This window comes from Peribacillus sp. P4_D6 (assembly GCF_056401795.1).
The window spans coordinates 1-18,465 of sequence record NZ_JBFUIQ010000081.1 but is presented as its reverse complement, the minus strand read 5'-3'; the positions used below and the strand labels follow the sequence as shown (position 1 = coordinate 18,465).

At 42.1% G+C, this 18,465-nt stretch carries 18 protein-coding genes and 1 pseudogene; all 19 read right to left on the bottom strand.

Translation table 11 applies throughout. The annotated features are described in order from the left end of the window. Positions 1-1,015, bottom strand: a pseudogene (locus tag AC1DVB_RS19180) (cell division protein FtsK); the annotation flags it as partial. A gap of 238 nt (positions 1,016-1,253) precedes the next feature. Further along, entirely contained in the window at positions 1,254-1,481 is a 228-nt protein-coding gene (locus AC1DVB_RS19175) for a YlzJ-like family protein (protein ID WP_034313564.1), read from the bottom strand. Then, a complete protein-coding gene (locus tag AC1DVB_RS19170) occupies positions 1,478-2,224 on the bottom strand; it encodes a ClpP family protease (RefSeq protein WP_477590496.1) in 747 nt (248 codons plus the stop codon). Before AC1DVB_RS19170 ends, AC1DVB_RS19175 begins: the two co-directional genes overlap by 4 nt. A 122-nt stretch (positions 2,225-2,346) precedes the next feature. After that, positions 2,347-4,017 (bottom strand): ribonuclease J, encoded by a 1,671-nt coding sequence (locus AC1DVB_RS19165; protein ID WP_477590494.1) that lies wholly within the window; start codon positions 4,015-4,017, stop codon positions 2,347-2,349. A gap of 264 nt (positions 4,018-4,281) precedes the next feature. Next, positions 4,282-5,151 carry a 4-hydroxy-tetrahydrodipicolinate synthase gene (gene dapA / locus AC1DVB_RS19160; protein WP_057278393.1) on the bottom strand — a complete coding sequence of 290 codons (870 nt, stop codon included), beginning with the start codon at positions 5,149-5,151 and terminating at the stop codon, positions 4,282-4,284. 46 nt (positions 5,152-5,197) lie between these two features. Beyond that, a complete protein-coding gene (gene dapG / locus AC1DVB_RS19155; RefSeq protein WP_057278394.1) occupies positions 5,198-6,424 on the bottom strand; it encodes an aspartate kinase in 1,227 nt (408 codons plus the stop codon). A gap of 105 nt (positions 6,425-6,529) precedes the next feature. Further along, a complete protein-coding gene (gene asd / locus AC1DVB_RS19150; protein WP_053534389.1) occupies positions 6,530-7,585 on the bottom strand; it encodes an aspartate-semialdehyde dehydrogenase in 1,056 nt (351 codons plus the stop codon). 210 nt (positions 7,586-7,795) lie between these two features. After that, entirely contained in the window at positions 7,796-8,398 is a 603-nt protein-coding gene (locus AC1DVB_RS19145) for a dipicolinate synthase subunit B (protein ID WP_034313581.1), read from the bottom strand. Then, entirely contained in the window at positions 8,395-9,297 is a 903-nt protein-coding gene (gene dpaA, locus AC1DVB_RS19140) for a dipicolinic acid synthetase subunit A (protein WP_048684752.1), read from the bottom strand. Before dpaA ends, AC1DVB_RS19145 begins: the two co-directional genes overlap by 4 nt. Before the next feature lie 228 nt (positions 9,298-9,525). Continuing rightward, positions 9,526-9,795 carry a YlmC/YmxH family sporulation protein gene (locus AC1DVB_RS19135; RefSeq protein ID WP_048684753.1) on the bottom strand — a complete coding sequence of 90 codons (270 nt, stop codon included), beginning with the start codon at positions 9,793-9,795 and terminating at the stop codon, positions 9,526-9,528. Between the two features lie 157 nt (positions 9,796-9,952). Then, entirely contained in the window at positions 9,953-11,179 is a 1,227-nt protein-coding gene (locus AC1DVB_RS19130) for a M16 family metallopeptidase (RefSeq protein ID WP_477590491.1), read from the bottom strand. A gap of 46 nt (positions 11,180-11,225) precedes the next feature. After that, entirely contained in the window at positions 11,226-12,185 is a 960-nt protein-coding gene (locus AC1DVB_RS19125; RefSeq protein ID WP_034313591.1) for a polysaccharide deacetylase family protein, read from the bottom strand. 157 nt (positions 12,186-12,342) lie between these two features. Next, entirely contained in the window at positions 12,343-14,460 is a 2,118-nt protein-coding gene (gene pnp, locus AC1DVB_RS19120) for a polyribonucleotide nucleotidyltransferase (RefSeq protein WP_477590489.1), read from the bottom strand. 319 nt (positions 14,461-14,779) lie between these two features. Further along, positions 14,780-15,049 (bottom strand): 30S ribosomal protein S15, encoded by a 270-nt coding sequence (rpsO, locus tag AC1DVB_RS19115; RefSeq protein ID WP_034313598.1) that lies wholly within the window; start codon positions 15,047-15,049, stop codon positions 14,780-14,782. Positions 15,050-15,184: 135 nt separating this feature from the next. Continuing rightward, on the bottom strand, positions 15,185-16,135 hold the full coding sequence (gene ribF / locus AC1DVB_RS19110; RefSeq protein WP_057278396.1) for a bifunctional riboflavin kinase/FAD synthetase: 951 nt from the start codon (positions 16,133-16,135) through the stop codon (positions 15,185-15,187). A 33-nt stretch (positions 16,136-16,168) separates the two neighbouring features. Further along, entirely contained in the window at positions 16,169-17,089 is a 921-nt protein-coding gene (truB, locus tag AC1DVB_RS19105) for a tRNA pseudouridine(55) synthase TruB (RefSeq protein WP_377332409.1), read from the bottom strand. Positions 17,090-17,241: 152 nt separating this feature from the next. Then, positions 17,242-17,610 carry a 30S ribosome-binding factor RbfA gene (rbfA, locus tag AC1DVB_RS19100; protein WP_034313607.1) on the bottom strand — a complete coding sequence of 123 codons (369 nt, stop codon included), beginning with the start codon at positions 17,608-17,610 and terminating at the stop codon, positions 17,242-17,244. A 17-nt stretch (positions 17,611-17,627) separates the two neighbouring features. Next, the gene (locus AC1DVB_RS19095; protein ID WP_034313609.1) at positions 17,628-17,909 is read right to left on the bottom strand and encodes a DUF503 domain-containing protein; all 282 of its coding nucleotides are present in this window, start codon (positions 17,907-17,909) and stop codon (positions 17,628-17,630) included. After that, the coding region (locus tag AC1DVB_RS19090; RefSeq protein ID WP_477590486.1) for a translation initiation factor IF-2 at positions 17,906-18,465 on the bottom strand (560 nt) is incomplete at its 5' end. The genes AC1DVB_RS19090 and AC1DVB_RS19095, both read right to left, overlap by 4 nt.

Here is an 18,465-nt window from a genome sequence, read left to right as displayed (position 1 = left end):
CTCCAAAGCTATGAAAGGTGCGCTCAAGTTTTGCYGCATTTTCATGAATCAATTGGTACTCTCCGCTTTGGTCGGTTTTTTTAGGCTGCAATAACAAAGAAAGAGGGGGTAAAAGATATTCTTTATTCTCCACTTCCGTAAAATTCATAGGCGGAACGGCATCATCCTGGTCCCCTGCATTTTCAGCTGCAGTTTCCGGAACAGCGGGAATTATTTCGTTTTCGTCATTATAGGCTTTATCAGCAAAGCTGGAAATGATCCGTTCCGTCGCCATTTCCTGTGTTTCCTCTTCTAGAGGGGCCTGATCCGTATCTTCCACCGGTTCGTTTTGCCGTTTCTTCTTTTTCACGGGATTCTTTTTCTTTTCTTTTTTGTCTTCATTCCACGTTTTCACATCATCTCTGAATGCGGACCATTGCTTTATGAAAAAGCCTCCAAGACCCCTGAAAAACTTCCCGAGGGTTTCACCTAACGTTTTCCCGGTCAATAGGACGGCACCTACAATGATAAAGAGGAATGAAACGATTTTCGATCCAGCTTCGTCGAATAAAAAGTATGAAGCGGCAAATAATATCGCTCCAATCATACCGCCCCCAAGGTCCTTTGAGCTGGCCTTGCCGGTCACTTCCATCCAGAATAGTTCCCATGTATTCGAAATGACGCTGGGCTTCGTAAATGGTCCCCCATCTGCAAGCATGTTAAACAGGGTAACATGACTTAGCAGGAGCATGCTCGCAACAAGGAAGTACATCCCGACCAATTGCCGTTTCAACAGGTACGGGACCTCTCTCTTTATCATCAAATAGAAACCAGCTGCAATTGCTCCCAACAAAAAGAGGATATACCATTCCCCCATGAAGAAGCGGATTAAAAAGACCGTCCCGTTTCCCACTGCTCCAAGCTTGGCAATGGCAATGATGGCCAAACCTATTATGGTGAGGCCAATCAATTCATATTTAAGCGTTAGTTTTAACTTCTCTGTACTATTCTTTTTTCTGCGTTTCTTCTTTGCCATAATATCACCTGATTCTTCATGAAACTATTCTAACTTTCCTATTCAACATCACTACTTGATTTCCCTTCACGAAACAAACGTTCGCTACTGATTATACCAAATAAATATGACCCTGTCCTTGATATATATACCATTCATTCTTTAGGCGGACATTTTTCCCATATAATGAATAAAGCAGCCAAGCGGCTGCTGAATTTCATTCCAGTATATCATAATTTACCTCAGTTAGTCGTATTTACTAATGGTTCATATGTTCGAACACATTTATGACAGCTCCCGGCTGAATGTGTACATTCATATAATCTTCAGGATCGGTGCTGACGATTCGATCAATGCGAAACGTACGGCCACCGTCATGTTCAACCATCACATGTACACCATTGTAGATCATTTCTATTAAATTTGCCGTCTTCTCATGGTGATGAGGGAAAATTATTTCTTCAGGAACGATCGTATAAAGCGTCATTGCAGAAGCCCCTCCTCTTCCCCGGCAATTTTTGGCCTTCTTTCTTCCATGAAGCTATTTAGTTTTCTCATGGCCTGGCCCACTCCTCCTACATCATCGATCATACCGATTTCAACTGCCTCGGCCCCGATAACATTCGTACCGATATCACGTGTCAAGTTTCCTTTGGCAAACATTAAATCCTTAAAACTTTCTTCCGTAACGTTGGAGTGGCGCGTAACAAATTTAATCACTCTTTCCTGCATTTTATCCAAGTATTCAAAGGTTTGAGGCACGCCAATGACTAGCCCTGTCAAACGAATTGGATGAATCGTCATCGTTGCTGTTTCTGCTATATAGCTATGGTCACACGAAACCRCAATCGGCACACCGATCGAGTGCCCTCCCCCAAGTACAATCGAGACGGATGGCTTTGATAGGGAAGCCAGCATTTCTGCGATTGCCAGTCCCGCTTCGACATCTCCTCCGACTGTATTTAATATGACAAGCAGCCCCTCTATATTGGGATTTTGTTCAATTGCCACAATTTGCGGAATAACATGTTCATATTTGGTCGTTTTATTTTGAGGCGGCAGCTGCATATGTCCTTCAATTTGTCCAATGATCGTCAAACAATGGATTTTTGAGTCTTGAGATAGTTGCGGAACATTAGTAGCCCCCAGCTGCTGGATCTTTTCGATTAAAGTTGAATTCTTACCTTCCTGCTTGCCTTCATTTTCATTTGGTAATGGTGCATTATCCACTATGCCAACCCCTTTCTCTTTTAGCCTATAGCTTTATTATGTCTCGAGCCTCGGACTTCATTCTTCAAGATATAAGAGTCAGAAAAAAGAACCCCTGATTGYTCAAATCAGGGGTTCCTTACTTAATATTCCATTATGATCGGTAAAATCATTGGGCGGCGTTTCGTTTTTTCATAGAAGAATTGGTTTAACGCATCACGCATTTCCTGCTTCAGCGTGGACCAATCAAAAGGCTGGCGCGACCCATTTTTCTTTACGATTTCACTTACTATTTCAGTTGCTTCCGCAATCATTTTTTCTGATTCGCGAACATATACGAAGCCCCTTGAAATGATTTCAGGGCCTGCTGCAATGCTTTTATCCTGAMGGTTCAACGTGACAACTACAATCAAAATGCCATCTTGTGATAACAAGCGCCGATCACGAAGAACGATATTACCCACATCTCCAACACCGCTGCCATCTATCAAGATATTTCCAGCAGAGACTTTGCCGGAAAGCCCCATTTTATTGCCCTTAAGTTCGATGACATCCCCTTTTTCGGCAATTATGATGTTTTCACGCTTAATTCCCGCAGCAACCCCAACTTTTTGATGGGCATATAAATGGCGATATTCCCCATGTACAGGGATTAAGAATTTAGGATTCATCAAATTGATCATCATTTTTAGCTCTTCCTGGCTGCCATGCCCTGTTACATGCACTTTATATTTATTGGCAGATACCACTTCAGCACCTACCCTGTATAGCAAATCGACGGTTTTGGATAAAATAAGTTCACCGCCCTGCAGGGGTGATGCACTGATCAAAACGGTGTCTCCCTTTTTGATCGTTACCTGCTTGTGGGTCTGCTTTGCCATTTTTTGAAGTGCAGCAATGGGTTCGCCCTGATGACCTGTCGATAACACGACGATTTCACGGTCGTCATACTGGCCAATTTCATTAATCGGGATTATCAGCTCTTCTTCGACCTTTAAGTAGCCAAGATTCAAGGCTGTTTCATAAACGCGTTGAAGGCTTTTTCCTACAACTGCCACTTTTCTGCGACTTGCTGCCGCTGCATTGAAAACATGTTGAATCCGGTTGATGTTCGAAGCGAAGCACGCAACGATGATCCTTCCGGAGGCAGCATGGAAAGCCTCTGTAATATCTTTGGCCACAACTGCTTCTGAAGTCGTATAACCTGGCCTCTCGGCACCGGTACTATCCGAAAGCAGGCATAGGACACCTTCTTCACCGATACTGGCCATCTTACCGATTTCCGGCTTATATAGATCCGTTGCTGCCTGGTCGAATTTGAAATCCCCTGTATAAACGATTGCACCTTCACGAGTGTGAATCACGACTCCGACAGAATCGGGAATGCTATGGTTAGTCCGGAAAAAGGACACGGCTGCTTGAGGGAAACTTAAAAGGGAATCCGAATCGATTTCAGTGAAAGTTGCCCTGCCGTTAAAGCCATCTTCCTTTAATTTCGTTTTGATTAAAGCAAGTGTAAGCTTTGTTCCATAAACAGGAGCCGGTAAATATTTCAAGACATAAGCAAGCGCTCCCATATGGTCTTCATGACCATGGGTAATGAATATCCCCTGCACCCGTTCCTTATTATCCATCAAATAAGAAATATCTGGGATGACCGCATCGATTCCGAGCATTTCGTCTTCCGGCAGCATTAATCCTGCATCAAGAAGATAGATGTCCTCGTTCACCTCAACGACGTACATATTTTTACCAAGCTCCCCTTGTCCTCCAAGAGAAATCACTTTTATTCCATTATTTTTATCTTTACCCAATCGAATATCCTCCTTAAAAAATCCCGTTCATAATTTCCCAATGATTTCATTATAACCGATGTTCAAAAAACATGACAACACTTACCATTTTCAGAGGTACTTTTTCATATAATTCAAAAAAACAACCTATTATGTAAGAGATGTTTCAATTGATCATAAAAAATTCCAATACTATCATCCCGAAATCGGAAAGTATATCCCGTTCATATACATCATTATGTAAAAACAAGCCAATCTTCAACGATCAGCTTGTTCCGTGTCTTTTTATTTTTTTAATACCTTGGTTAATGCCAGGCGTTCCTGCTCCGTCAATGGCACGATTGGGAGTCTCACCGATCCAACGTCAATTCCATATAACTGAAGAGCTGTTTTGACAGGTGCAGGGCTTGGCGCTGCAAACAAACCTTTTATAAGCGGTAACAGTTCCTGATGCAGCCGGGCTGCCTCTTTCAAGTTCCCACTGATGAAGGCCTCCACTATTTTCTGCAGCTCCTTGCCAGCAATATGTGAAGCAACAGATACTACACCCACACCACCAATCGCCAACACCGGTAGTGTTAAAGCATCGTCCCCGCTATATAATGCAAAATCTTCATCCGTGCCGGCTATGATTTGGGTCATAGCGTTTAAATCCCCGCTCGCTTCCTTAACGGCTACGATATTAGGAATTTCCGAAAGGCGGATGATCGTTTCCGGTTCAATGTTAACTGAAGCCCTCCCAGGGATATTATATACCATAACAGGGAGCTTCGTACTGGCTGCAATAGCCTTAAAATGCTGGTACAGCCCTTCTTGATTCGTTTTACTATAATATGGGGCAACCAGCATTATCGCATCGGCGCCATTTTGTTCCGCCTTTTTTGTCAACTCGATGGAAGCATACGTATTGTTGCTTCCTGTACCCATGATGATGGGCACACGTTTTTCAACAACCTTAGAAACATGACGCAATAACGCGATTTTCTCCTCCGAAGATAAAGTTGGAGATTCCCCTGTCGTTCCCGACAGCACAAGCGAATCGGTCCCATTCGTTAATAAGTAATTAACCAATGAAGTCGTCTTTTGAAAATCAATATTTCCCTTGCTATCGAAAGGGGTGACCATCGCGGTTGATACTCTACCAAATATCATCATCTAACACCTCTTTAATTTTTAAAACATTACTTAATAAAAAACCTGATTATTGGACTTCCCCTTCATGCAATTGAAATGCATAGTGCAGGGAATTAACGGCTTCTATTAAATCTTCTTCTTTTACGAGTACCCAAATTGTCGTATGGCTGTCCGCTGACTGGAGAATGGCAATTTCCTTTTCGGAAAGCGCTGTGACAATCTTCGCTGCCACGCCAGGTACTCCATTGATGCCTGCACCGACTACCGATACCTTGGCACAATTCCTTTCAATGACCGGTTCATGACCAAGCTCGGCCAAAATCGAGAGGGCAAGTTCTGTCATCTCTTCCGATACGGTATAAACTACACCACTTGGATATATATTTATAAAGTCAACTGAAATGGAGGCATTTGCCATCGCTTTGAAAACTTCAGCCTGTAGATTATATTGATCTTTTTTCGCACGGACCTTGATTTGAGTGATCTTTGGTACATGGGCAATCCCGGTCACAAGCCTTTCACGTATGTCACTGCCCTGGCTTCCCTTGTTCATGCCTGTAACAAGGGTTCCCAAACCTTCGCTGTATGTTGACCTTATCCGAATCGGGACTTTCGCCTGCATCGCAATTTCAACAGCTCTCGGATGAATGACCTTCGCCCCTTGATATGCCATGTTGCAAACTTCCGTATATGAAACGATTGATAATGGACGAGCTTGATCGGCAATCCGCGGATCTGCTGTCATGATTCCTTCCACATCCGTAAAAATATCGACCCGTTCAGCTTGCAATGCGGCACCTAATGCAGCTGCTGAAGTATCACTTCCACCACGGCCGATGGTCGTGATGTCACCATTTTTAGCAGCTCCCTGGAAACCTGCTACAACGACAACATCCTTCACCTCAAGTTCTTTCATGAGGCGATCGCATTTCATTTCGATTATTTTCGCACTGGAATAGTCGGTATTCGTCATGAATCCTGCTTGAGCTCCAGTATAAGCAACCGCATCAATACCATGTTCCAAGAGCATGTTAGTAAATACTACAGATGATATCGTTTCTCCGACAGACATAAGTAAATCCTGTTCTCGCTTTGAAAGGCTGGCTTTGGCTCCATTTACAAGGGAAAGTAAGGTATCCGTTGCATAAGGATCCCCTTTTCTTCCCATTGCTGATACCACAACCACTACTTTATATCCTTCTTTAATCGCTTTTTCGATATGCCCCTTGGCAAATGAACGGCTTTCCTCATCACGAACGGATGTCCCACCGTATTTCTGGACGATAATTTTCATAATATGCACCCCAAATATAAGCCAGCTCCCCGATCCGGGAAGCTGACAAAAACTCTCTATCCTATTGGAATTTATTTTTCTGTCGAGTTCATTAAGAATAAATTATTACTTAACGGTAACCAAACCTAATTTCAAAAGGCTTTCAGCAATTTGAACGGAATTCCAAGCTGCACCTTTTAATAGATTATCGGAAACCACCCATAAATGGAAGCCTTTATCTTCATCCAAATCTTTGCGAATTCGACCGACGAATACATCATTCTTGCCGACGGATGAAGCAGGTGTTGGGTAAACTTGTTGTTCCGGTTCGTCTTCCAACACTATTCCAGGTGCCGTTCTCATTAAATCCTTGATTTGAGAAGCCGCTATGCCTTCTTTTTCAACTTCAATGTATACAGATTCCGAATGACCTGTTACAACAGGAAGCCTCACGCAAGTTGCAGCCACTGGCAGGTCTTGCATATGCATGATTTTCTTTGTTTCATTAATCATTTTCATCTCTTCAAATGTGTACCCATTATCTTGGAATTTATCGATTTGGGGAATGACGTTAAATGCGATTTGATAATGCTTTTCGTCCCCTTTTACCGGTAATATTTTCGGATCGATCTCTTTTTCATCAAGCAAGTCGCGAGCCTGTTCCTTTAATTCATTTATCGCTGCTGCACCTGCACCAGAAACAGCCTGGTAGGTAGAAACGACAATTTTTGATAAGCCATATGTCTGGCGGATAGGCTCTAATGCCACAACCATTTGGATAGTTGAACAATTCGGGTTTGCAATGATCCCATTATGCTGCTTCAAGTCTTCTTCATTTACTTCAGGAACGACTAGCGGCACATTTTCATCCATGCGGAAAGCGCTCGTATTATCCACCACTATCGCACCGCGTTTCACTGCTTCTGGAGCCAATTCCTTAGACACGCTTCCTCCAGCACTGAATAAAGCGATATCGATGCCTTCAAAGCTTTCAGGTTTTGCTTCCTGCACTTCGATTTCTTCGCCCTTAAACGTAAGTTTGATGCCTGCGGAACGAGCCGATGATAAAAAGATGATTTTCTTAATCGGTAAGTCCCTTTGTTCGAGTGTTGAAATCATTTGTTGTCCTACTGCTCCAGTTGCTCCCACAACTGCAATACGCAATCCCTGTGTCTCAGTCATTTATACATACTCCTTTTCTATCTCTTAAATTAGTTATTTGTTGGATTCATTACTTCTTGTTCAGAATATCATTTATTTTATCACATTAACATTCCAAAGGGTCGGACTTTAACAAAATATTCTGGTAGTGGAGTGGTTTTTTATAACTTCAACCCACAAATTTATGCATATATGTCAGTCGTTGAAAGCAGATCCGTGGCAAAAACTTGTTCAGGCTAAATCATCCTTGAACCTTTCGACGATGACAGGTTGAATCTGTTCCCTCTCCAGTGCCGATATGATCGTATCCCTTATCATGCTCATCCTTGCAACCATGGAACTTGGTTTGCCTGTGGGATTATCCTGGCCATATGGAACAAAATAAATATCTTTTGCTGCCATCAGCCTCATTAGATTGACACCATTTAACCCAAGTGCATCATTTGTTGATATCGCGACCACGACTGGACGGTGATTCCTCATCGTCGCTTTTGCAGCCATAAGTACAGGCGAATCGGTAAGTGCATTTGCCATTTTACTCATTGAGTTACCCGTTAAAGGAGCGATCACCATACAATCGAGTGGCAATTTAGGTCCTAAAGGCTCCGCTTTGACGATTGTATCAACGACGTGATTCCCCGTCAATTTTTCTATTCTTTCGACCCAGTCTTCGCCCTTTCCAAAACGGGTTTCCGTGTTTTGAACAGTCGATGTTACGATTGGGATGACTTCCGCCCCTTCATTTACAAGTTTTTCTATTTCCGGAAACACTTCATCATATGTGCAATGTGATCCTGTTAATCCGAAACCAATCCGTTTACCTTTGAGACTCATATCATTTTCCCCTTCCTTTTCAAGAACTCGCCTTGAATCAATAGTCCCAGTGCATTCGCTAATATCTGACCAGCTGTTTTCGGAGCGACTATCCCCGGCAGGCTCGGTGCCAAAAGCGCCTTAATTCCCCTTTTTTCAGCGTAACGAAAATCCGTTCCCCCCGGTTTTGAAGCAAGGTCGATGATTAATGTATGAACGGGCATATTAGCGATGACTTTTGCGGTAATTATAGGAAAAGGGATCGTATTGATACATATATCAACATTTTTCATTTCTGCAGCAAGATCATTTAAATGAAAAGGGGCTAATGCCATTTCACTGATCCTTGCTATATCTTCGCTTTTTCTTGCCCCCACCTTTACTTTTGCTCCAAGTGCCTGGAATGACCGGGCTACACTCATACCGACCCTTCCCAGTCCTAGAACGGCTACATTTGATCCATGGATAGTAAAATCCGTATGTTGAATGGCCATCATGATCGCACCCTCAACAGTGGGAATCGAATTATAAATAGCGACATCATCACGTTCGAACAATAGAACAAGTTTGCGATCCACCTTCTTGAATATCTCATCGAGGTAATCGTTACTGATTCCTGCATAAAAAGTGCAATGTTCCGGGGTATTTTTTATCATTTCTTCAGTCAAAACAACCTCTTCACTGGAAAAGATCGTTTCTACTTTCCCATCTGAATCCGTACCCCGGACAGGTAAAATAACTGAATCTAATTCCTTGAAGTTTATATCTTCCATTTTTTCCTTAACAGCTCCGGTAAAAGCATGGTCGAGCTGTTCAAAACCTACCAATAATAGCTTTGCATCAAGCTCTGTCAGTTTACGGACAACTTCAAGCTGACGCGCATCTCCACCAATTACAGCGATTTGCATGCCTGTAAGCATTAAAACCGTCACCTTCTTTATATAAAAGATCCTAAACATTCCTTGCCCCATGATACAATTCCTTCAGGAAGCAATTCGGTTTTTGCTACATTCTCTAGTTACCCTGCCATCTTATGTTTTTACTTAAAAAACGGTGATAAGAAAAGAAAAAACGCCATAGCTATTGCCAGCTAAGGCGTTTTCGAGAGTGTATTTCGAAAAGTTCCAAGGAGTATGAAGCGAGCGTCATTATCCGTCCATATGCTCTCCGTCTTTAAGCGAAAGTCCTTCCTGAAAATCAATGATGACCATATCCGCACCGATTTTTTTTATATGTTCCCATGGCACTCTTATTTCACTGCCATTCCTTAAAAGGCCGAACCATTTGACAGATGGAATGATCAACGAGGTAATTTGTCCAGTTTCATCTATTTCCAAATCCGTCTGACCAAGGATTCCTAATCTTTCCGCCCTATTCACATCGACTATTTCCTTACCGCTCAGTTCGCTTAACCTCAATTTTGGTTCCCCCTTTTTCGTCTTCTATTCAATCTATATCCGAAAAAGGTAAACTTAGAAGGCATTTAACCAAATATTGTCCATAACACTGGACACTCCCGCATTCAAAGAAAAAAAGCCTGACCTCCCATTAATGAAGGTTCAGACTTGTTCGATATTATTTGTCCCAATTTTCCAGCGGGCTCACTAATGACAAGGAATGTTCCGTAAAGATTTGATTTGCCAATTCATTGACGGTATCCTCAGTCACTTCGTCAATCTTGATGATGATATCATCAAGGGAACGGTGCTCACCCAACATAAGCTCATTTTTTCCGTTCCGGCTCATGCGGCTATTCGTGCTTTCAAGGCTGAGCATCAAGCTTCCTTTAAGTTGCTCTTTGCTATTCCGTAATTCCTTTTCCGTAATGCCATCCCTTTTTAAAGTATCCAATGTTTCCTGAATGGTTTCATACAGGCTGTCAAGCTGATTTGTGCCTGTCCCCCCATATACTGTCACCATACCGCTATCTTGATAGCTGGAATGATAAGAGTAAACGGAATAGGCAAGGMCGCGCTGCTCCCTGACGTCCTGGAATAGACGGCTGCTCATGCTTCCCCCAAGGATATTATTCAAGGTAATCAGGCTGTATGTTTTTTCATTGCCGATTTCCAATCCGTTGTAACCAAGGCATAAGTGGGCTTGTTCCGTATCTTTTTTACGGGTGATCCTATTTTCGTGGAAGGAAGGTTTGACCAATTCAAGACGGTCATCCCCTCCTTGATAAGAGCCAAAGTAGCTTTCGACTTCCTTGATCAATTTTTCATCCACATTCCCAGCAATGGACACGACTACCTTATCGGGTGTATACATGTCATGGACGTATTTTTTTAATGTATCACTATTGAAGGTTTCAAGCGTATTTTCCGTCCCYAGTATTGGATAACCAAGGGGGTGATTTTCATATACAGCCTTGCTTAAGAGGTCATGGACAATATCATCTGGTGTGTCTTCGTACATTTTTATTTCTTCATAGACGACATTTTTTTCTTTTTTCAATTCTTCCCCATCAAATGTTGAGTTGAAGAACATATCAGCCAGGATTTCAAGCGCATAGCTTGCATGGTTATCCATGACTTTAGCATAATAGCATGTATATTCTTTTGAAGTGAATGCATTCACCTGTCCACCGATACTATCGAACGATTCGGCAATTTCACGCGCATTTCTCTTAGTTGTCCCTTTAAAGAACATATGCTCCAGAAAATGTGAAACCCCATTCAATTCTGGCGTTTCATTTCTTGAACCTGTTTTGATCCATACTCCAATTGCCGCTGAACGTACAGTTGGAATATTTTCCAATACAATCCTAACTCCATTTTGACACGTGTATTTCTTAATCAACTAACATTCCTCCCAATCATTCTATGCTGATATCGTTACCAATACATTATGGATTCGATCGCTCTTCATCTACTGCTTCCGAAACGGTAACAACATCTAAATCTTTCTTTTTTATTTCAATTATTAACGTTTCCAATGATTTTGCAGTAGATTCAGTCGGATGCATCAATATAAATGCTCCAGGGTGTACCTTAGAAAGCACTCTTTGTTGAAGGACTTCAGGGCTTGGCTTTTGCCAGTCGATCGTATCCACACTCCACATGGCGGTCTCCATACCGAAAGAATCCGCGATTTTCACCGTTTCATCCCGGTAGCTTCCACTTGGCGGTGCGAACCATTTCATTTTCAAACCTGTCACAGCTTCAATGACTTCATTCGTTTTTCGAATTTCCTCACGTGTAGCTTGTGCGGATATGTTTTTCATATCTGGATGTGAATAAGAATGATTTCCAATTTCGTGCCCGCCACCCTTAATCATCTTGGCCAATTCTGGATTTTTCTTGGTCCAATTACCTTCAAGGAAAAACGTGGCCTTAACATTATTCTTTTTTAACACGGCCAACATATCTTGTAGGTATTCATTCCCCCAGGCCACATTGATTAAAAATGATACCACTGGCTTTTCGGGATGGGCCCGGTAAATGGGCGCCGGCTCCAGATCCTCCATATGTATCTTTGCAGGGACCTGCTGAAATACCAGCTTATTCTTATCGAACACGCCCTCCTTCTTCATGGCTTTATACGAATCATCAATATTTACCTTCAGGCCGTTATATGCAGGAACGGTTTTCCAAACAGAATCTATTCGTGCATCCTGTGGTGCAATCTCATATTTTTTTGTTGATTCTTTTATTTGTAAAAGAAGCTCGTCTTCTTGCTTCATAGAAGCAACTGAATCATCGGTTAATTGGGTCAAATAAATTTGTGTATATGGATTTTGCACTAATAACCATGATATACCTGCAATGGCACTTATCGCAACTATCTGCTTCCATTTATTATTCATTTTTTACGCCCCCTTCATACCAAAATGTATGAAGAAAACGGACAAGGTAGAACATGACATCCTTTTGACGCCATTCTCCCCATGGATATTCCAATACCTTTAAACAAAAAAAGCATGCAGATTCACAAGGAATCGCATGCCGGATTTCTATTTTTCATTACGATTGAGAAGGGTTGGCTGCCTCTTTTTGCTCTTTCAAGACTGCTTTACGGGAAAGGTTAACCCTTCCTTGCTTATCGATCTCAGTGACTTTGACCAATAATTCATCGCCAAGTGAAACGACATCTTCCACTTTTCCGACTCTTTCTTCAGCCAGTTCAGAAATATGTACCAAACCGTCTTTACCATTGAAGATTTCAACGAAGGCACCGAACTTTTCGATACGTTTAACTTTACCTAAGTATAGTTCGCCCACTACGACTTCACGTACGATATCTTCAATGATTTTCTTCGCTTTTTGAATCATTGGTTCATCAGTAGAAGATATGAATACCGTTCCATCTTGTTCGATGTCGATTTTCACGCCAGTTTCTTCAATGATTTTGTTGATATGTTTTCCGCTCGGTCCAATGACATCACGGATCTTATCCGGATTTATGGACATTGTAACGATTTTTGGAGCATATTTGGATAACTGCTCACGCGGTTGATTGATCGTTGACATCATTGATTCCAAAATGTGCATCCGGCCATGTTTGGCTTGAAGTAAAGCTTCTTCAAGAATCTCTCTTGAAAGTCCTTCAATCTTAATATCCATTTGTAGGGCAGTAACACCTTTTGAAGTCCCTGCGACTTTAAAGTCCATGTCTCCCAGATGATCTTCCATACCTTGAATATCCGTTAAGATTGTATAGTGCTCACCTGATTTGACTAGGCCCATGGCAATACCGGCAACTGGAGCTTTCAATGGAACTCCGGCATCCATCATTGCCAAAGTGCTTGCACAGATACTTGCTTGTGATGTTGATCCGTTCGATTCAAGGACTTCAGATACAAGTCTGATTGTATATGGGAAGTCTTTATCGTTTGGAATGACAGGCTCCAATGCTCTTTCACCAAGTGCACCGTGACCGATTTCACGGCGTCCTGCCCCACGGATAGGACCAGTTTCACCTACACTGAAATGCGGGAAATTATAGTGATGCATAAAACGTTTTGACTCTTCGGTCCCAAGTCCGTCCAGAATCTGCACATCACCAAGTGCACCTAATGTACAGATGGATAGTGCTTGGGTTTGTCCGCGTGTGAACAATCCGGAACCATGTGTACGGGGCAGAATGGTGACTTCAGATGATAATGGTCTGATTTCGTCAGGATTACGGCCATCCGGGCGCACTTTTTCTTCCGTGATCAAACGGCGGACTTCGGATTTAACCAATTTATTAAGGATTTCTTTAATTTGCTTTAATTTTTCTTCATCAGTTTCTTCTTCATAATGAACCAATACACGATCTTTTACTGCTTTGATCGCGTCTTCACGAGCATGTTTTTCCTGAACTTGTACAGCTTTGTTCAAGTCTGCTTCACATAGGCCTTTCACTTCTGCTTCCAGTTCAGCATCCACTTGGTATAAAGTGACCTGCATTTTTTCCTTGCCGATTTCAGCAACGATTTTCTCTTGGAATGCAATGATCTTCTTGATTTCATCATGTCCGAACATGATTGCTTCAAGCATCGTTTCCTCTGGTACTTCATTCGCTCCGGCTTCAACCATGTTGATGGCATCTTTAGTGCCGGCAACCGTCAGATTGATGTCACTTTTAGCTAGTTGCTCAACAGTAGGGTTAATAATGAATTCATTATTGATTCTCCCCACTACAACTCCAGCAATCGGACCTTCGAACGGAATATCGGAAACTGAAAGTGCAAGGGAAGAACCTAGCATAGCTGCCATTTCCGTAGAGCAATCTTGATCGACACTCATGACCATGCTGATGATCTGAACATCGTTCCTGAAGCCATCGGCGAAAAGCGGACGGATTGGACGATCGATTAAACGGCTTGCAAGAATTGCCCTTTCACTCGGTCGTCCTTCACGTTTGATGAAGCCTCCCGGAATTTTACCGACTGCATAAAGTCTTTCTTCGTAGTTGACTGTCAAAGGGAAGAAGTCAACATTTCTAGGTTCCTTCGAAGCTGTCGCAGTACTTAATACAGCAGTTTCTCCATAACGGACTAAAACTGCCCCGTTCRCTTGTTTGGCTAATTGCCCTATCTCTACCGTTACATTACGGCCGGCCCAGTCAAATGAATACGTATGTTTTTCCTGTCCCATTTATTAAACCCCTCTCTGAATCTTCACTTAGAGGCTTAGTTTACCTAAACCTGTATTGGATTAAATCATTTATATGTGAAAGTAACTAAACTCGAGTTAAAACCAAACTATTCCTATTATGCACGAAAAAAACAAGCATTAACAGTAAAATGAATAAAAATTTCATTCATTTGATTATGTATATCCTGATCATTTATAAATGGAAAAGGACCCGGCTCCTGCCGAGTCCCAAGGACGAAGGCCCAGCCTTAAGTAGAACACGTCCAAATCATTTGATTAACACCAAAAAAGCGGGAAATTTCCCGCCTTCCTGAAAAAATTATCTACGTAGACCTAATTTGTTAATTAGTGTACGGTAACGAGTAACGTCTTTGTTACGTAGGTAAGTTAAAAGATTACGACGTTTACCTACCATTTTTAGAAGACCGCGACGTGAATGGTGGTCTTTTTTGTGTGTGCGTAAGTGATCGTTCAAGTTGTTGATTTCTTCTGTTAATACTGCGATTTGAACTTCTGGAGATCCAGTGTCAGTATCGTGAGTTCTGAATTCTGCGATAAGTTCGTTTTTGCGTACTTGTGTAATTGCCATGTTATTATTCCTCCTAAAATTCTGTAAAATCACCAATTACCGAGCCAGCGTCGGAGTCTCGACTAGCCAAGCAATGGTTATTTTCATACATACAATAGAATACATGTTTTTCGTCAAAATTGCAAGTCTTGTCTTTTATGCTTCAAGCTTTGCAAAATAGGCTATTGCATTTTGCTTATCCGTTTCGATCTGTGCGACCAATGCTTCAAGTCCGGAAAATTTCTGCTCACTACGAAGTCTTGTATGCCATTCAACCGAAACCTGGTTGCCATAAATATCTCCCGAGAACTCCAAGGCATGGACCTCTACAGTGGGATATTTAGGTTTTTCCTCGTGGAACGTAGGTTTGTATCCGACATTGCAAACCCCGTTATACCATTTACCGCTTATTTTGATCCTGACGGCATACACGCCTGCAGCAGGGAAGATATAATCGTCACTTACCTCAATATTAGCGGTGGGGAAACCCAACTTCCTGCCCCGCTTTTCACCGTGAACGACATGACCTTTCGTTAAATAGCGTCGTCCAGCCAAATGATAAAAGTCGGAGAAGTTGCCATTACCGAGAGTTTCCCTGATTCTCGTCGAGCTAACCTTTTCATCTTCAAGTGTCTGTTTTGCAACGACTGTCTGCGAAAATCTGCCCTGTGCGTAAACAGGCAAATCTTCCATCGACCCTTGACCATAGCGACCGTATGAATAATCAAAGCCTGCAACTACATGACGGACATTCAGCCCGGCAATGTATTCGTCAACGAACCGTTCCGGCAGTACCGAAGCAAATTCCTTGCTGAAATGGACAATGAATAAATAATCGATCCCCATCGACTCTATGATATCGACCTTATCTTCAAGTGGAGTGATATAGCGGATATTTTCCGTTTTCCTACCCAGTACTGCAGAAGGATGCGGGTCAAATGTCATGACTGCTGACTTAAGATTCATTTCATCGGCTTTTTGCTTGGCGGTTTGAATGACAATTTGATGGCCTTTATGTATGCCATCAAAAAATCCAAGCGCCATTACAAGCTCGGGAAAATCATCCGTATTAAATTGATGAGGATGCTCTATTGCGATCACTTTCACCTTTCAATCTCCTCTTTCCGGCGGTAAAACGGTCTATATTTCTTGTGCCAATACTTTTACAGGTTTAATTAATCCCTCTTTTGTCGGATGTATTTGATAAATGGCAATGGCCTTATTTGCTGGATCGACCATCACAAATGGCATTCCTTTTTCAACAACAACATCCTTTGTTTGTTCCAATACCGCGCCGTTAAGTACTTTCTTTGCTACTTTATCACTAATCTGAAATTTGGGCAAATGAAATAATCCCCGCTCCAAAGGCAACAGAAATTCATCCGTTTGACCATTTTCCATGAACTCTTCCACTTCAGAAAATGTGAAACAGTCCTCCTGCTTAAAACCTGCTGATTCAATACGCGTCAAGTCTGACATATGAGCAGGAAAACCCAGTTCTTCACCCATCATGACTGCAAGTGTCCGAATATACGTTCCTTTGCTGCAATTTACGCGAAAACGAAAAGATATGGTTTCCCCTTTAAATTCAGAACGATCATCGAGAAGGGTAATATCATAGATGGTGACCTCCCTTGTCGGCCTCTCCACATCTATCCCTGCACGGGCATATTCATATAATTTCTTCCCGTTCACCTTTACCGCTGAAAACATCGGCGGCGTCTGTTTAATTTTTCCAGTCAATGATTCAAGCACTTCCAGAATCCGTTTACGCTGAATCACTTGATCAATCTTTTTCTCTTCGACTTTTTCTCCGCTTGCGTCTTCAGTTGTCGTTGAAAAACCAAGGGTCACTTCTCCTTCATAAGCTTTACCGGCTTCTGTCAGATATTCGGCTATTTTTGTTGCCCTGCCAATACAAATAGGTAAAACCCCTGTTACATCAGGATCTAAAGTACCTGTGTGACCAACCTTTTTTGTCTTTAAAATCTTTCTTAATTTAAAAACACAATCATGGGATGTCAATCCCTTGGGTTTCCATAATGGAAGAATACCGTTCACGCTTTCACCTCATCTTTTATAAAACACCTTAAACGATTATGAACCCCGTCCCGAAAGGTGTTTTTCCTTTTTTCATATTCAGTTTCAAAAAAAAGAGACCGACTTCAAGAAGTGCAAAGCACTTATTGAGTCGGCCTCCTTTTACTGCTTGCTTATTCCTCGTCTTTTTCAGCCGGTTTATCCTCTGAATTGATTTGGGAAATCAACGACTCGATACGATTACCATAATCGACCGATTCATCAAATTCAAAAAACAGCTCAGGGGTTTTGCGCAGGCGGATTCGCTGCCCAATTTCTGAACGCATGAATCCTTTTGCCTTAGCTAGACCTTGCAGGGTTTTCTCCCTTTGTTCCTGGTCACCCAAAACGGAAATATAAACTGTTGCCTGTTGTAAATCGCCTGTAACCGCGACATCCGTCACTGTAACAAATCCGATTCTTGGATCTTTAATTTTTCGGCCGATAATTTCACTCAGCTCTTTTTTCATTTGTTCGCCAACACGATTTGAACGAAGGCTCATAATATCACCTCGATAGCCTAAAGCCAGTCTATATCTGTTATTGTTCGCTCTAGTTCCGGAAAAGAATCTAGAAATTTAAGGGCATTTTGAAGTTCCCGTTCAGTAGCCTTCCTTGAGGATGTTACGGTTACGATTGAAATCTTTGTCCGCTGCCATAAATCCTGAAAATCGGTCTCTGCTACAGAAATATTGAACTTTTGCTTAAGCCGTGTCATGACACGCTGAAGCACGGCCCTTTTTTCTTTTAAAGAATGGGTGTCATGGATGATGCATTCACATTGGACGGAGCCAACGATCATTTACGTTCGATCTCTTCCATTACATACGCTTCAATTACATCGCCTTCTTTAAGGTCGTTGTAATTTTTAATCGTAATACCACACTCATAGTTCGTTGCCACTTCTTTAACATCATCTTTAAAACGTTTCAATGCATCAATTTCACCTTCGTAAATGACGACACCTTCACGAATTAAGCGAATTCCGCTATCACGTGTAATTTTTCCTTCTGTAACGTAAGAACCGGCAATCGTACCAACCTTGGATACTTTGAAAGTCGTACGAACCTCAGCCTGACCGATAATTTTTTCTTCGAATTCAGGGTCAAGCATCCCTTTCATAGCCGACTCGATCTCTTCGATCGCTTTATAGATGATGCGGTGTAGACGGACATCAACATTTTCTGATTCAGCTGCACGCTTCGCATTCACGTCAGGACGGACGTTAAATCCGATGACGATCGCATTTGAAGCTGTAGCAAGGATGATGTCAGACTCTGTAATGGCACCAACGCCTATGTGAATGATTTTCACTTTAGCGCCTTCCACTTCTATTTTATTCAGGGAAGCGGCTACTG

Coding starts and splice junctions, on each gene's coding strand:
- AC1DVB_RS19175 (WP_034313564.1), bottom strand. CDS start 1,481: ATGACGCTTTATACGATCGTTCCTGAAGAAATAATTTTCCCTCATCAC.
- dapA (WP_057278393.1), bottom strand. CDS start 5,151: ATGATGATATTTGGTAGAGTATCAACCGCGATGGTCACCCCTTTCGAT.
- dapG (WP_057278394.1), bottom strand. CDS start 6,424: ATGAAAATTATCGTCCAGAAATACGGTGGGACATCCGTTCGTGATGAG.
- asd (WP_053534389.1), bottom strand. CDS start 7,585: ATGACTGAGACACAGGGATTGCGTATTGCAGTTGTGGGAGCAACTGGA.
- AC1DVB_RS19145 (WP_034313581.1), bottom strand. CDS start 8,398: ATGAGTCTCAAAGGTAAACGGATTGGTTTCGGATTAACAGGATCACAT.
- dpaA (WP_048684752.1), bottom strand. CDS start 9,297: ATGCTTACAGGCATGCAAATCGCTGTAATTGGTGGAGATGCGCGTCAG.
- AC1DVB_RS19125 (WP_034313591.1), bottom strand. CDS start 12,185: ATGAATAATAAATGGAAGCAGATAGTTGCGATAAGTGCCATTGCAGGT.
- rpsO (WP_034313598.1), bottom strand. CDS start 15,049: ATGGCAATTACACAAGTACGCAAAAACGAACTTATCGCAGAATTCAGA.
- rbfA (WP_034313607.1), bottom strand. CDS start 17,610: ATGAGCCTTCGTTCAAATCGTGTTGGCGAACAAATGAAAAAAGAGCTG.
- AC1DVB_RS19095 (WP_034313609.1), bottom strand. CDS start 17,909: ATGATCGTTGGCTCCGTCCAATGTGAATGCATCATCCATGACACCCAT.